Annotated in this window: 16 protein-coding genes and 1 other RNA gene; 7 read left to right on the top strand and 10 right to left on the bottom strand. The window is 52.5% G+C overall.

The genetic code is table 11. From position 1 onward, the window contains the following. Positions 1-17: 17 nt before the first annotated feature. The 4 genes from EBA31_RS04390 to EBA31_RS26880 are packed head-to-tail and all read right to left on the bottom strand — an operon-like array spanning position 18 to position 2,631. Positions 18-896, bottom strand: a complete 879-nt coding sequence (locus tag EBA31_RS04390) for a metal ABC transporter substrate-binding protein (protein ID WP_020825520.1) — start codon at positions 894-896, stop codon at positions 18-20. A gap of 25 nt (positions 897-921) precedes the next feature. Further along, entirely contained in the window at positions 922-1,779 is an 858-nt protein-coding gene (locus EBA31_RS04385; RefSeq protein WP_041414279.1) for a metal ABC transporter permease, read from the bottom strand. Continuing rightward, positions 1,766-2,488, bottom strand: a complete 723-nt coding sequence (locus EBA31_RS04380) for a metal ABC transporter ATP-binding protein (RefSeq protein WP_048759568.1) — start codon at positions 2,486-2,488, stop codon at positions 1,766-1,768. Before EBA31_RS04380 ends, EBA31_RS04385 begins: the two co-directional genes overlap by 14 nt. After that, positions 2,485-2,631: a hypothetical protein gene (locus EBA31_RS26880; RefSeq protein WP_202914190.1), complete on the bottom strand. Its 147-nt coding sequence runs from the start codon at positions 2,629-2,631 to the stop codon at positions 2,485-2,487. Before EBA31_RS26880 ends, EBA31_RS04380 begins: the two co-directional genes overlap by 4 nt. A gap of 301 nt (positions 2,632-2,932) precedes the next feature. Here EBA31_RS26880 and EBA31_RS04375 point away from each other — a divergent pair, with 301 nt between their 5' ends. The 3 genes from EBA31_RS04375 to EBA31_RS04365 all read left to right on the top strand — a co-directional run bounded on the left by EBA31_RS04375 (position 2,933) and on the right by EBA31_RS04365 (position 4,076). Continuing rightward, positions 2,933-3,286, top strand: coding sequence for a hypothetical protein (locus tag EBA31_RS04375; RefSeq protein WP_238387429.1), 354 nt, complete (start codon positions 2,933-2,935; stop codon positions 3,284-3,286). 162 nt (positions 3,287-3,448) lie between these two features. Next, positions 3,449-3,817 carry an Hha toxicity modulator TomB gene (gene tomB / locus EBA31_RS04370; protein ID WP_020825515.1) on the top strand — a complete coding sequence of 123 codons (369 nt, stop codon included), beginning with the start codon at positions 3,449-3,451 and terminating at the stop codon, positions 3,815-3,817. 55 nt (positions 3,818-3,872) lie between these two features. Next, positions 3,873-4,076 (top strand): HHA domain-containing protein, encoded by a 204-nt coding sequence (locus tag EBA31_RS04365; protein ID WP_020825514.1) that lies wholly within the window; start codon positions 3,873-3,875, stop codon positions 4,074-4,076. 76 nt (positions 4,077-4,152) lie between these two features. Here the strand turns inward: EBA31_RS04365 and EBA31_RS04360 are convergent, their stop codons facing one another. Then, positions 4,153-5,085, bottom strand: coding sequence for a LysR family transcriptional regulator (locus tag EBA31_RS04360; protein WP_122077516.1), 933 nt, complete (start codon positions 5,083-5,085; stop codon positions 4,153-4,155). Between the two features lie 138 nt (positions 5,086-5,223). Between EBA31_RS04360 and EBA31_RS04355 the strand changes: the two genes are divergently transcribed. Both EBA31_RS04355 and EBA31_RS04350 read left to right on the top strand, forming a co-directional pair. Beyond that, entirely contained in the window at positions 5,224-7,011 is a 1,788-nt protein-coding gene (locus tag EBA31_RS04355; protein WP_122077514.1) for an adenine deaminase, read from the top strand. 164 nt (positions 7,012-7,175) lie between these two features. Beyond that, on the top strand, positions 7,176-8,519 hold the full coding sequence (locus EBA31_RS04350; RefSeq protein ID WP_122077512.1) for an NCS2 family permease: 1,344 nt from the start codon (positions 7,176-7,178) through the stop codon (positions 8,517-8,519). Between the two features lie 115 nt (positions 8,520-8,634). Here the strand turns inward: EBA31_RS04350 and ffs are convergent. Then, an RNA gene (gene ffs / locus EBA31_RS04345) (signal recognition particle sRNA small type) lies at positions 8,635-8,731 on the bottom strand. Between the two features lie 157 nt (positions 8,732-8,888). Here ffs and EBA31_RS04340 point away from each other — a divergent pair. Next, complete coding sequence (locus EBA31_RS04340) at positions 8,889-9,203, top strand: MGMT family protein (RefSeq protein WP_048759573.1); 315 nt, start codon at positions 8,889-8,891, stop codon at positions 9,201-9,203. A 65-nt stretch (positions 9,204-9,268) separates the two neighbouring features. On the opposite strand, the gene EBA31_RS04335 is transcribed toward EBA31_RS04340, so the two are convergent. Then, positions 9,269-9,760, bottom strand: coding sequence for a YbaY family lipoprotein (locus EBA31_RS04335; protein WP_020825509.1), 492 nt, complete (start codon positions 9,758-9,760; stop codon positions 9,269-9,271). 230 nt (positions 9,761-9,990) lie between these two features. Here EBA31_RS04335 and tesB point away from each other — a divergent pair, with 230 nt between their 5' ends. Then, entirely contained in the window at positions 9,991-10,854 is an 864-nt protein-coding gene (tesB, locus tag EBA31_RS04330; RefSeq protein WP_020825508.1) for an acyl-CoA thioesterase II, read from the top strand. An 81-nt stretch (positions 10,855-10,935) separates the two neighbouring features. Here tesB and EBA31_RS04325 read toward each other — a convergent pair whose 3' ends face one another. The 3 genes from EBA31_RS04325 to EBA31_RS04315 are packed head-to-tail and all read right to left on the bottom strand — an operon-like array spanning position 10,936 to position 13,130. Continuing rightward, the gene (locus EBA31_RS04325) at positions 10,936-11,535 is read right to left on the bottom strand and encodes a peroxiredoxin (protein ID WP_238387428.1); all 600 of its coding nucleotides are present in this window, start codon (positions 11,533-11,535) and stop codon (positions 10,936-10,938) included. Positions 11,536-11,593: 58 nt separating this feature from the next. Then, positions 11,594-12,442, bottom strand: coding sequence for an archaetidylserine decarboxylase (gene asd / locus EBA31_RS04320; RefSeq protein ID WP_162302865.1), 849 nt, complete (start codon positions 12,440-12,442; stop codon positions 11,594-11,596). A 1-nt stretch (position 12,443) separates the two neighbouring features. Further along, the gene (locus EBA31_RS04315) at positions 12,444-13,130 is read right to left on the bottom strand and encodes an MOSC domain-containing protein (RefSeq protein WP_020825505.1); all 687 of its coding nucleotides are present in this window, start codon (positions 13,128-13,130) and stop codon (positions 12,444-12,446) included. Positions 13,131-13,202: the final 72 nt, after the last annotated feature.

The following is a 13,202-nucleotide window of genomic DNA, read 5'->3' as shown; positions in this document are numbered from 1 at the left end:
AACGGGGACATGAGGGTTTATTTCATACTGCTCAGTAAGGTATCGACATTGTGTTTGAATGCCTGCACGTAGTTCGCTGCCGGCCCCTGCGGTTGGGATAACGCCTCAGGATATAGCTCACCACCGGCTTTTGCCCCGGTCGCCGCAGCAATCTGCTTCACCAGGCGCGGGTCGGTCTGGTTTTCAATAAAGTAGGCGGTCACCTTTTCCTGTTTGATCTGCTTGATCAAACCGGCCACGTCGCTGGCGCTGGCCTCTGCTTCGGTAGAGAAACCGACCGGGGCAAGGAAGGTTACGCCATATTCTTGCCCAAAGTAGCCAAAAGCATCGTGGCTGGTCAACACCTTACGCTTTTGCTGCGGTACTGCGGCAAACTGCGTTTTGGCCCACAAATCCAGCTTCTGCAACTGTTGGATATACTCTGCGCCGCGCTGGCGGAAATAATTGGCGTCTTCAGGATCGGCGGCAATCAGCGCGTTCATCACGTTTGTGGCGTACTGCACACCATTTTTCATGCTGTTCCAGGCATGAGGATCGGTGATCTCTTTGCCATCGTCTTCCATCTGGCGCGAATTTATTCCCTGCGATGCGGTAATGACCTGCCCTTTATACCCCGAGGCGCTAACCAGCCGATCGATCCAACCTTCCAGGCCTAAACCACTGACGAACACCACGTCGGCCTGTGACAGCACCTTGCTGTCCTTAGGCGAAGGCTCAAAGCTGTGCGGATCGCCGTCCGGCCCTACCAAGGTGGTGACCTTAACGTGCTCCCCCCCTACCTGCTTGACGATATCGCCCAGGATGGAAAAACTGGCAACGGCATCTACGGTTTTCGCCATCGCCAACGGGCTGGACAGCAGAGCAGCGACTGCCAGCGTAATAGGTAAACGTTTCATACTTTCTCCTTGCACATGACACTTCTCAACGGCGCGCCAGGGAAAAGATCCCCCCACGCGTCCCAAATAGAATCGACCCAAAAAAGATCACGCTGGCACTGAGCACAATAGCCGGGCCGGCAGGCAACGAGGCGTAATACGACCACTCCAGGCCGATCAAACTCGATAGCATGCCGATGCCCATCGCCACCGCCAACGTATGTGGCAGATTACGGGCCCAAAAACGTGCGCTGGCGGCAGGCAGCATCATTAGCCCTACCGACATCAAGGTGCCGAGGATTTGGAAACCGGCCACCAAATTGATCACGACCAGCGCTAAAAATAACCCGTGGATCAGTGCTAACCAGCGCGGGGCGCTAACGCGTAAAAAGGTCGCGTCGAAAGACTCAATCACCAGTGCGCGATACAGCGCCGCCAGCGACAAAAGTGAAAAACTGGCTATCGCCCCGACCATGAAAATGGCGTGCGTATCCACGGCAAGGATTGAGCCGAACAGCACGTGCAGCAAGTCGACACTAGAGCCACGCAAGGAGACAAGTGTGACTCCCAGCGCCAGGGATCCCAGATAGAAACCGGCAAAACTGGCGTCCTCTTTCAACGGCGTTCGACGACTGACAAGCCCGGACAGCATGGCCACGGCGAGCCCGGCGATAAATCCCCCCACGCCCATCGCCACCAGCGACATACCGGAAATCAAATACCCTATCGCCGCCCCCGGCAGCACCGCATGCGACAGTGCATCACCCACCAGGCTCATGCGCCGTAGCAGTAAAAAAACGCCCAAAGGTGCGGCGCTGATCGACAAGGCAAAGCAGGCCACCAGCGCACGCCGCATAAAACCGAAGGAAGCAAAGGGATCAATTAATGTCTCAAGCAACATCACTGCGCCCTCCTCTGCTGCACAGCGGAGCGCTGGCAATATTTAACGCAGGAATATGTTCCAACACGCTGTCGGCTTTACCCCAGTGGCAACACTCTGCGGTCAGCAACAGCGCCTGTGGGAAGTGATTCGCCACCATCGACATATCGTGCAATACGGCAATTACCGTTTTTCGTTGTTGATGCAAACCTGCGATCACCTGAAGCAATAACTGAACGGTGGAACTATCGATGCCGGTAAAGGGTTCATCCAATAAAATAAGCGGTGCCTGCTGCACCAATAATCGGGCAAACAACACCCGCTGAAGTTGGCCACCGGATAACTCGCCGACGGGAGTGCGCGCCATAGCGGTCATGTTTACCCTGTCCAGCGCCTCGCTAATCTGCCGCTTCGCGTGCTTATTCAACCCACCGAACATCCCACTGGTCGGCCAGCTCCCCATCGCCACCAGATCGCTCACCAGGATCGGAAACTGGCGATCCAGTTCCGCCTGTTGGGGTAAATACGCCATACGCGGTAATTTGTTGCCGCTAAAACGTAAGTTCCCGCCCTGCAGCGGTAAAAGCCCAGCCAGTGTTTTCAGCAACGTAGACTTACCTGCGCCGTTAACACCAACCACGGCGGTCAGCGATCCCACGGCGAAATGCCCGCTAAGTGGGGGAAACAACGGCGTTCCGCCATAGCCGATGACGGCTTTTTGTAGCGTTATCATGGCAGCGCTACCGCCCAATGGATGCCCAACCAGAGTAAGCCGAGCAGCAAAGCGGCAATACCGCAGCGCAGGCCTGCGGAAGCGGTGAACAGCGAGTTCAATGACGGCAGCTCGCCATCTTGTGGTGTGGATGTCAGTTTCATGGCCAAACGAGAGAGAATTTATTGTTACAATATAACATCACAATCATTTCTGTGACTCAAGCACCCTCTCGGTGATTAATGCAACCGAACGTAACAATAAAGTGATACCAGCGTTGACCAGCGCCATTTTTGGAACACCAGCGGAACTCTTTCAGAGATATACTGAGAAACACCAGGGTTATTAACCGGTAAACAGCGTTGAGTTACTGTAAAAAGCATCTGGTTAACGAAAAGTTTACCGACGTATGGATGAAAAAGGAGTAAGATTAATAGATAGGATCGCTATACGGTCAGGCATTAAATGCAGGTAACTCTTAGCTACAGCACAATGATAGAAGCACTTTCTGTTAAAAAACTAAAGAAAGTGATTAACGATAGAATGTCCGAGTTGGTGCCGGCATTGACCAGCGGCTTGAGTTTTTATTCAGAAAGCGCACGGTATAGTGAAGGTTCATTAGAAATACTTGATATTGATAAATTGAGCGACCTCGAGTATTCAATGAGTTACCGCTATAAATGGACAATTTTCAACGCCTGTCTGGATATCAACGCCGAGGAATACATCAACGAAAGCGTGATTTTTAGCGTGACTGAATCGGGGTTGCGCTTTGACATCATTGATAACTCCCGTCCATCTACTGCAGATGAATTGTAAGTTTACGTAATAACAGCAGGCCAGACGTGGAGAAATGATTTATATTCATTATATAGGAAGTTTATTTTATCACCGTCATTAAGCTACCTCTGTCCATGATGTAAATCAGCTTACTCACAGAGTGTTATCAACACCGAAATTAAGACTTACGGAGGGGATGATATGGATGAGTATTCGCCTAAAAGGCACGATATTGCTCAGCTGAAATTCTTGTGCGAAAATTTGTATGATGAAGGCATAGCCACGCTGGGCGACAGCCACCACGGCTGGGTGAACGACCCAACGTCTTCCGTCAACCTCCAGCTTAATGAGTTGATTGAACATATTGCTTCGTTTGTGATGAGTTATAAAATTAAATACATGGATGAAAGTGATTTATCGGAGTTAGTCGAGGAATATCTCGATGATACCTACACGCTGTTCAGCAGTTACGGTATCAATGATTCCGATCTGCGTCGCTGGCAAAAAACCAAGGCGCGATTATTCAGAATGTTCTCAGGAGAGGGCATCTGTACGACAATGAAATCTTAGGGGATAATTATCCCTAAATTATTCTATTCTACGGTTTATAACACCAAAGGTTATCATGACTAAAACTGATTATCTGATGCGTTTACGTAAATGCACCACTATTGACACCCTTGAACGCGTTATTGAAAAAAATAAGTATGAGCTTTCGGATGACGAATTGGAGCTGTTTTACTCTGCAGCTGACCACCGTCTGGCTGAGCTCACCATGAATAAGCTCTACGATAAAATCCCAACGGCCGTTTGGAAGTTCGTACGTTAATCAAGGCTCGAGATGCGTTGAGCCGATAGACTATCGGCCTCAATGTCAGGCAAATTCTCGTATTTATCTCATTGACTTACTGCACTTTCATCCGCCGTTGAAAATCCTGTAATAACAATTGGAAACAATCCTCAATTAATGCCGGGTGATTTCTGTGTGCACTGCGCATTAATGCCACGGTACGGCTAAGCATCGGTTGCTGCAGTTGAACCACGGTTAATTCATCGTCTTTCAAATGGGTGGTGTAAAGCTGAGGTAAAATAGCGACCGCTAATTCCGAACGTACCAATCCGTATAACGTCTCCAGAAAATCGACCTGGTAGCGTGCGATTAAATTCAGACGGTGGCTTTCTGCCAATGCCAGTACCAGCCGGCTGATATTTCCCTTGGAAAAAACCGCAATATCACGCCGGGCTAATTGCCGCCATGGCAGATGATGTGATTCAGCCAAAGGGTCATCACGGCGCATAACCACCACAAAGGGATCTTCCTGCAGCGGATATATCTCCAACGACTCCGGCACGGAACTATCGAGCGCCCCAATACCAAAATCAATCATGCCGTTCTCTAATTGCAGCAGCAGAGAATCATTAGTTTGATCGTGAAATTCTACCCCCAGCCGTGGAAAGTTCGCCGCCAGCAGCTGTGGCACGGCCGGAAACAACAGTCTGCTGACCGAAGGTACCAACCCGATGCGCAAGGTCCCGTCGCCCCCCGCCAACATAATGCGCTGCATATCGTCAAAGGACGCCTGCGCCACATTCAGCAGCCGCTCGGCATGCGGCAGAATTGCCGCTCCCTGTTCGGTCAACGTCACCGCAGAAGCCGTGCGATTCACCAATTTTCCACCCAGCACCAACTCTATCTGTCGCAGCGCGCTACTCAGTGCCGGTTGGCTGATCGCCAAACGGTTCGCGGTATCGGTAAAATGCCTTAGCCGCGCCAGAGTAACGAAATATTGAATCTGCTTCAGAGACAGCGCGGGCAAGCGGCGCCAGGGTTCAGACATGTCAGGTTTCCATTCGCCAACCAAGTAAACGTTTGCGACAGCATAAACGTTTCTTATCAGGCAATAAATTAAATCATCTGTGCAAAGCCTGCCCGCCCCCCTAGAGTAACAACCCTGTCATCATGCCGGGTAATTACCATGACCACTCATTACACCAGCGCGGGCGAACGCCAACGCGCGGTGAAGGCTGCATTAGGCCAACTTCCTTTTGATTTGCTGCTGACAAACGCTGCGCTGGTTGATATGGCCACCGGTGAAATCCGTAGCGCTGATGTCGGCATCGTCGGCGCACTGATTGCCAGCGTTCATCCCTGTGGCAGTATGACCGAAGCCCTTCAAACGCAAGACTTGGCCGGCGCATATCTGAGCCCCGGTCTGATCGACACCCACGTACACGTTGAAAGCTCGCACCTGCCGCCGGAAAAATACGCCGAAATCGTCGTTGCCCAAGGCACCACTACCATTTTCTGGGATCCACACGAACTGGCCAACGTGCTCGGCGTTGAGGGTGTGCGTTACGCGGTCGACGCCAGCCGTGGTCTGCCGCTCAGGGTGATCTGTGCAGCACCATCAAGCGTCCCTTCCACTCCAGGTTTGGAAATGTCCGGCGCTGATTTCGGCGGTCATGAAATGGAAACCATGTTGGCCTGGCCGGAAGTCGGCGGGGTTGCCGAGGTGATGGACATGCACGGCGTACTGAACGGCAGCGAACGCATGCTGGATATCCTCAACGCCGGGCTGAACAGCGGCAAGTTGATCGAAGGTCACGCACGTGGGCTAAGCGGCGCTCAGCTTCAGGCCTATCTGGCCGCGGGCGTGACGTCCGACCATGAGCTGACCTCCGGTGCCGATGCGCTGGAGAAACTACGCGCCGGACTGACGCTGGAGATCAGAGGATCTCACCCTTACCTGCTACCCGAGATCGTTGCGGCACTAAAAACGTTGCCACACCTGTCCTCGCAGGTCACCGTCTGCACCGACGATGTGCCGCCGGATATGCTGCTGCAAAAAGGCGGCATTGTGGCGTTACTCAATATGCTGATCGAACAGGGGATGTCGGGAACCGACGTATTGAGGATGGCGACGCTTAACGCCGCTATTCGCCTGCAACGCAACGATCTGGGCTTGATTGCCGCGGGCCGCATTGCCGATCTGGTGGTCTTTGATTCGCTCACTCAACTGAGTGCGCGGCAGGTCTACGTCGCAGGAAAGCTGCTGGCGCAGAACGGAAAAATGCTGACACCGCTCAGTGCAAACCCGAAAGTGACGGTGCCGCGCGATACGCTGCGGCTCCCGCCACTGACTCCCGCAGATTTCATATTGAAAGTCCCGGCGATCCGCCACGGTAAAGCCACCCTGCGCCATATTAAAGGCGCGCGTTTTACCCAGTGGAACGAAACCACCGTCGAGGTTCGCGACGGCGAAGTGCAGATACCGGATGGCTTTAGCCTGATCTGGGTGAAACATCGCCATGGTCGCCACCAGGCCACCCCGCAACTGGCACTGTTGGAAGGCTGGGGGGAACTGCGCGGTGCCATCGCCACCAGCTACTCACACGACTCGCATAACCTGGTGGTTCTGGGCCGTAACGCAACCGATATGGCGCTGGCGGCCAATGCCCTGATCGCCTGCGGTGGCGGCATGGCCCTAAGTCAAAACGGGGAAATTCTGGCTCAGGTGGCGATGCCGATTGCCGGCATGCTTTCAGATTTGCCTGCCGCGGAATTGGCACAACAATTTAAAAAACTGCGCGATCTGAGCGCACAAATCGCCGATTGGGAACCGCCCTACCGGGTTTTCAAGGCAATCGAGGGCACCTGTCTGGCGTGTAACGCCGGGCCGCACCTGACCGATCTCGGCCTGACCGACGGCACCACGCGCCAAATTGTCGAACCACTGATCGCCTGCTGGGAAACCCCGGCGTAAAAATAATCATAATAACAATATATACCCTATGGATTTCTAGTTGCAGCTAGACAGGCACGCTCACTCATCCTCAGGCGCTTACTCAAGTAAGTTACTGGGGTAAGTGAGTGTTGCCAACAACGCTGCGGCTTGAAATACGACGGGTAGCAACGGAGATTGTCTATATGGCTGAGAATTCAGTAAATGCTCCAACACCAGGGGGCTGGCTGCAACGGCGTTTTCAACTGCATGCGCGGCAAAGCAATGTCAAAACCGAATGCCTGGCCGGTATCACCGGTTTTCTGGCTGCGGCCTATTTGTTGGTGGTAATCCCCGGATTGCTGGCCATCGGCGGCATGGATAAGGGCGCGGTGACCACCGGCACCATTCTGGTGTTTGTGATCGGCAGCTTGCTTATGGCGTTTTACGGTAATCTGCCGTTTATCGTTGGCCCAGGGATCGGCGGTTCGGTGTTGGTCGGCGTGACGTTGGCGGGCAGCGAAGACATAGGTTGGCAGATTGGGCTGGGTATCGCCTGCTGGTCCGGCATTTTGTTTTTTGCCCTGACTCGTCTTGGGCTGCGCGAGGTGGTTACCCGCTCGGTACCGCAGTCCATCAAGCTGGGGCTGACCGCCTCTATCGGATTATTTGTTGCGGTGCTGGGGTTCCGTAACGCCGGGCTGGTACTGGCCAATGCCAAATCCAATGCGCTGATGCTGGGTGACTTCACGGCACCCGGTGCGTTGATCGCCCTGTGCAGTCTGTTTCTGGCCATTGGCCTGCAGGCTCGACGCATCCCGGGCGCGATTTTGTGGGCGATCCTGGTCGCGACTCTGGTGGGTATTCCATTCGGCGTCACGCACCTTCCAGCCAGTCTGATGGCAATGCCACACTCATTGGCCCCTGTGCTCGGCCACGTCGATATGATTGGTGCATTGAATATCGCCTTCCTGCCTTACCTGTTTGTCTTTTTCGCCTCGGAGTTTTTCTCCACCATGGGCACCACGCTCGCCGTCGGCGGTGAAGCCGGGTTACTGGACGAGCACGGCAACATGCCGCACATCAACCGGCCGTTTATGGTGGACTCGATCGCAGCGGCTCTCGGGCCCTGGGTCGGCATTCCAGCCGCCACGGCGCTGATCGAATCGTCAGCCGCTGCCGAAGCCGGTGGCAAGACTGGATTAACGGCGCTGGCGGCAGCCATCATGTTCTTGCTGATGCTGCTGTTTACCCCCATTGCCCTGATGATCCCGAAAGAGGCTACCGCACCGGCATTGATCCTGATCGGCCTGAATATGTTCAGTGGATTGCGCAAAGTCGATTTGGCCAACTTTACCGACGGCCTGCCGGTGCTGATGATGGTGATGATCACGCTGATTGCCAACAGTTTCGGCACCGGTATCGCAGGTGGGCTGCTGTTTTACATCATCATCAAGGTGATTGCCGGCAAATGGCGTGAAGTCCCGGTCGGGCTTTACCTGTTGGCTATCCCGCTGGCGTACTATTTCGCTACGCTGGTGAAGCACTGAGGTGAATTGCTGGCGAGCAATCGGCGCCGGCAGTTTTCCTGCAGCGAGATTTTTACGGCGATAGTAAATACGAGAGAGTAGTGAAAGAATGATGCGGCGCTGAAATTGGTGGAGGCCCTGCCAGCTACATCCCGGCACACACGTCACCTGCTGCGGCTGCTTCCTTCCGGATCTGACCGAGTTCACAAGTTAGTGTTGCGGGAGAACCAACAGGGCCCCCATTGACGGCTTCTGGTACTGCGAAGCGGTGGGCATTATCGGTGATGACCAGCCAAATAGCAAGCCAACCGGGGCCAACCGCTGTTTTCTTACCCACCTCGGCTGTGGCACACTTTGATCTTGGGATTTCGCCGCAGCAGGAACACAGAAATGGAATCAGAAGACGCCTCATTCAGCCAGCGGGTGTTTCACATCGTGGCCGCCATTCCTTATGGCAAAGTGACGACCTACGGTGAGGTAGCGCGTCTGGCCGGTTCACCACGTGCGGCACGTCAGGTGGGCGGCGTATTGCGTCGCCTACCGGAAGGCAGCAGCCTGCCCTGGCATCGGGTGATTAACCGGCACGGGCAGATTTCGCAGCAGGGCGAGGACTTCCAACGCCAACGTCAGGCATTGCTTGGGGAAGGGATCATTTTTGGCGCCCACAGCACGGTGGATCTGTTGGTTTACGGCTGGCGCTGGTGATAAAAAAACAGCCTTTGGCCGGAGCGCAAAGGCTGTTGATAGCTTACTGCTTCAGGACCACCGGATTACGGCATCGCCGTTGGCGTTGCCTGAACCGGAATGCCTTGCACCGGAACCAGCAGCAGGTCGGCACGGGTGCCGTTACGGTTCACCACTTCCTGGATTGTGTCGGTAATAAAGATCAGCTGCCCATTAACCGTGATTGCCGCGCTCAGGATAATACGCGCATTAGGCTGAATATCAGCCGGGTTGAACGGCAATACAAAATTAAACGGCGCCTGCTTGCCGTCGGTACGTACCGCACGCTGGGCGATCACTTTAGACGGAGCGTCCGCCAGTGAAGCATCAGAGAGCGTGACGGTCAGTATCGCATCCGGCGGCAGCGCAATGCGCTGGCGAATGTTAACCGAACCAGTCACCGCCGGGCCCTGAATCTGCGTTTGTGCAATCGCCGCGCTTCCCGCCGTTGGAGTAGGCACATTGCCACTCTTCTGGGCACAGCCAGCCAGAGTGAGGGTTAATGCTGCAGCTCCACCTACGATTTGCCAGAGTTTCATGGATCGGTCTCCTTTTTTATTATCAACACGTTGGTGGCTTCCACCACCCCACCCATTAAAGTTAGCACAAAACACTGAAAAATCCATTTAACACTGCCTATTAATCACTTACCCCCCTAATAATGTTCAGTATTCAGCCAATTTTCTCTGTGCCATAACGCAATATATTGACGTCTTACCGTGATATTCCGCACACTGAGCAAAATGATTATTATAAGGGTAGTAACTTTATGAGCCAGGCACTGCAAAACCTCCTTGATCTGCTGGATCTGGAGAAAATCGAAGAAGGGTTGTTCCGCGGCCAAAGCGAAGATCTGGGGCTACGTCAGGTATTTGGCGGTCAGGTGGTTGGTCAGGCACTTTATGCCGCCAAACAGACGGTTCCGGCAGAGCGAAGCGTACACTCGTTCCACAGCTATTTTCTGCGTCCAGGCGACAGCAGCAAGCCGATTATCTACGACGTGGAAATCCTGCGCGACGGTAACAGTTTTAGCGCCCGTCGCGTCAGCGCCATTCAACATGGCAAGCCGATTTTCTATATGACCGCCTCTTTCCAAAGCCCGGAAGAAGGGTTTGAACATCAGAACACCATGCCGGATGTGCCGCCGCCGGAAGGACTGATGTCCGAATCGGACATTGCCCAAAAGTTGTCGCACATGCTGCCGGATAAAGTGCGTGAAAAGTTTATCGGCCAGAAGCCGATCGAAATGCGCCCGGTCAAATTCCACAACCCACTGAAGGGCAGCGTGGAAGAGCCGCACCGCTACGTTTGGTTCCGCGCCAACGGCACCATGCCGGACGATCAGCGCATCCACCAATATTTACTGGGTTACGCGTCAGATTTTAACTTCCTGCCGACGGCGTTGCAGCCTCATGGCGTAGGCTTCCTGGAGCCGGGCATGCAGGTGGCGACAATTGACCACTCAATGTGGTTCCACCGCCCTTTCCGCATGGATGACTGGTTGTTGTACGTGGTCGAAAGCACCTCCGCTTCCGGTGCCCGTGGATTTGTGCGCGGGCAATTTTATACCCGTGACGGCGTTCTGGTTGCCACTACGGTGCAGGAAGGCGTCATCCGCCAGCGAGAAGCCTAAGCAATTCACCCTTCAATGGAATGCCAGTCAGGTTGGCTGGCATTTTTGCTTTGTGCCTTCACAAATGGGCGGGGCTCCTGCTCAGTCAAGGGTTCCCGGTGCCAAATCCGGATGATCTTTCAGCCACCCGATGACCTCAGCAGCCGCTCTGTTCGCGGGGAAAACGGGATAGAACACATGTTCAATCGTGCCATCCCTGATGATCAGCGTTAAACGCTTAATCAGCCGCATACCCTCCACGTTCATCGTGGGTAAACGCAAGGCGTCGACCAATGCAAACTCAGCATCGCTCAAGATGGGGAAAGTCAGCCTGAGTCGGTCAGACAGCTCTCTCTGATAATCCGTTGTTTGCGTGCTCAACCCAAAGATCCTGATCCCGAAGGTGGTAAACACCTCCTTTTCGGCCTGAAAAGATAAAGTTTGCGCTGTGCAGCCACGGGCTCCGGGGATAGCGTCCCAACCTGCCGGCAGATTGCCGTGGGGCTCGCCGGTCCTCGGATAGGCATAAACAACCGTTCGCCCCGGCAAGATAGACAAGTCTACCCTCTCACCAAACGTTGAGTGAAAACGCAGGGCCGGCATCGGCATGCCGACCAGATGATCGGCCGCACCGTCATCCACCGGGCATGGCAGGTCGTCTGGCAATAACGCGGGATTGCCCATGTGATGTTTATTCGCCATGCTCTGGCTCCCTATTCAAATGAAAATACTTCCTCATCGTTCGGCGAAGAGTTAACGCTTACTTTTTCATCACGGTGACAAAAGCATCAGAAAACTCAACCCTATCCCCTTGATTTACACTACTGAAATCGAGATCCCAGCAGGAATCAAACAGAACTATGACTGTTGACCCCATAGTGAAATAACCTATCTCCTCGCCCTTCTTGTAAAACAAACAATCATTATAAAAAGACTCATGGGTGTAGAGCCGGTTATAGTTGACCTTTCCTCCCCAAGTCGTGACTATCCCCCCCACCATAAATGCGCCTACAAAAATAACGGACATCCTGCCATGCTCCGTCATAAACTCACAAATCAGCCGTTCATTACCCACATATAATTCTTTATCATTTTTTACATTCTTCTCCCTGACCGATTTAAAATCTCCGGGACAATAAATGGTATTAATCAAGAAACCGTCGAACGGCATATGTATCCTGTGATAATCCTCCGGCGCCAGGTATATATTCGCAAAACGGCCGCCATTGTAGCCCTGCGTCATTTCATTATTAAAACCAAAAAGCCTAAAGATGGAATACTCAACCCCCTTGGCTTGCAGTAACGTATTCTCTTTTATCTCGCCATGGGCCCCCATACGCCCATCACAAGGCATACAAAGCTCCATTGAATTCAATAAATTGACTTTATTCTTTGTTTCTTCGCTGAGCTCTCTGCAAAAAAAATCCTGGAAGCTGCTGTAGTCCTTGATGTTCTTCTTCTGGTAACGTGACAGATCGATTGACTTTGCCTTGCACAGGATAAAAATAAAAATATAGTGAACGTTAAAAAAACTGGCTTCACTCATCCGCTTACCAATTTTGAATAGGTTTGTACGTAGCAGCGATAAAAAATCAACGTACCCTTTCATTTTAATCCTTTTTTCCATGCAATCTTGGCGACCAATCTTCAACAGCCCCAGTGAGCAATCTTTTCATAAACAGTTTCCGCCAAGAGGCAACCAAGGGTAATTCCAACATACTGGTCAGGGTTTCTTCATCAAGAGATTTAGTAAAAATAACTTTCATTATCTCCTGCAAACTCCATTTATCATTGGTCCTGTTAATCAAGGTAATTTCATCGCCCAAACCGACATTTCCCTGCTGAATCACCCTGAAATACCAACCGGTGCGGTAGTTAATTTGTAGCATTTCCGAAAAATAGGGAATGTCGAATCTGTCATTTAACTTCCAACAGGGTAATCGACCTTGTGAAACCTCCACTACTGCCGTCCCTATGCTAAAAATGTCGCCGACAAAGACCTGGCTTTCATCCAAACCGATAGTGCTAAAATTCTCGCCAAATGCGCCGGCATTCTCGAAAAAGGGACAGTCGGGAAATTCTGCCTTCCACTTTTTATAATGTTCCAATGGATAAACGTGTACCGCTTTTTCGGGCCCGCCATGTACCTTCAGGTCGCCGATCTCATCACCCTCAATGCCTTCATAACCTACTGAAACCAGATGATTAACCTCTTTTTTGAATATGCCGGTAAAGCTGTCAGGACGAGTGAAAGGAACCACTTTTCCTACGTAAACAGAATTCACTATTCCTTTCATCGTTATCTCCCACTTAATACGTATTAATACAAATAAATAAAACAAACAGTACAAACCAAGGCCATTATAGAA

Origin of the sequence: Serratia sp. P2ACOL2, assembly GCF_003691565.1 — a bacterium.
GTDB classification, from domain to species: domain Bacteria; phylum Pseudomonadota; class Gammaproteobacteria; order Enterobacterales; family Enterobacteriaceae; genus Serratia; species Serratia liquefaciens.
This window is presented reverse-complemented; position numbering and strand designations above follow the sequence as displayed.

Bases quoted from the DNA above. Each gene is read 5' to 3' on its own strand.
- EBA31_RS04390 (WP_020825520.1), bottom strand. From the start codon at position 896: ATGAAACGTTTACCTATTACGCTGGCAGTCGCTGCTCTGCTGTCCAGC.
- EBA31_RS04380 (WP_048759568.1), bottom strand. From the start codon at position 2,488: ATGATAACGCTACAAAAAGCCGTCATCGGCTATGGCGGAACGCCGTTG.
- EBA31_RS26880 (WP_202914190.1), bottom strand. From the start codon at position 2,631: ATGAAACTGACATCCACACCACAAGATGGCGAGCTGCCGTCATTGAAC.
- EBA31_RS04375 (WP_238387429.1), top strand. From the start codon at position 2,933: ATGCAGGTAACTCTTAGCTACAGCACAATGATAGAAGCACTTTCTGTT.
- tomB (WP_020825515.1), top strand. From the start codon at position 3,449: ATGGATGAGTATTCGCCTAAAAGGCACGATATTGCTCAGCTGAAATTC.
- EBA31_RS04365 (WP_020825514.1), top strand. From the start codon at position 3,873: ATGACTAAAACTGATTATCTGATGCGTTTACGTAAATGCACCACTATT.
- EBA31_RS04360 (WP_122077516.1), bottom strand. From the start codon at position 5,085: ATGTCTGAACCCTGGCGCCGCTTGCCCGCGCTGTCTCTGAAGCAGATT.
- EBA31_RS04355 (WP_122077514.1), top strand. From the start codon at position 5,224: ATGACCACTCATTACACCAGCGCGGGCGAACGCCAACGCGCGGTGAAG.
- EBA31_RS04350 (WP_122077512.1), top strand. From the start codon at position 7,176: ATGGCTGAGAATTCAGTAAATGCTCCAACACCAGGGGGCTGGCTGCAA.
- EBA31_RS04340 (WP_048759573.1), top strand. From the start codon at position 8,889: ATGGAATCAGAAGACGCCTCATTCAGCCAGCGGGTGTTTCACATCGTG.
- EBA31_RS04335 (WP_020825509.1), bottom strand. From the start codon at position 9,760: ATGAAACTCTGGCAAATCGTAGGTGGAGCTGCAGCATTAACCCTCACT.
- tesB (WP_020825508.1), top strand. From the start codon at position 9,991: ATGAGCCAGGCACTGCAAAACCTCCTTGATCTGCTGGATCTGGAGAAA.
- EBA31_RS04325 (WP_238387428.1), bottom strand. From the start codon at position 11,535: ATGGCGAATAAACATCACATGGGCAATCCCGCGTTATTGCCAGACGAC.
- asd (WP_162302865.1), bottom strand. From the start codon at position 12,442: ATGAAAGGGTACGTTGATTTTTTATCGCTGCTACGTACAAACCTATTC.
- EBA31_RS04315 (WP_020825505.1), bottom strand. From the start codon at position 13,130: ATGAAAGGAATAGTGAATTCTGTTTACGTAGGAAAAGTGGTTCCTTTC.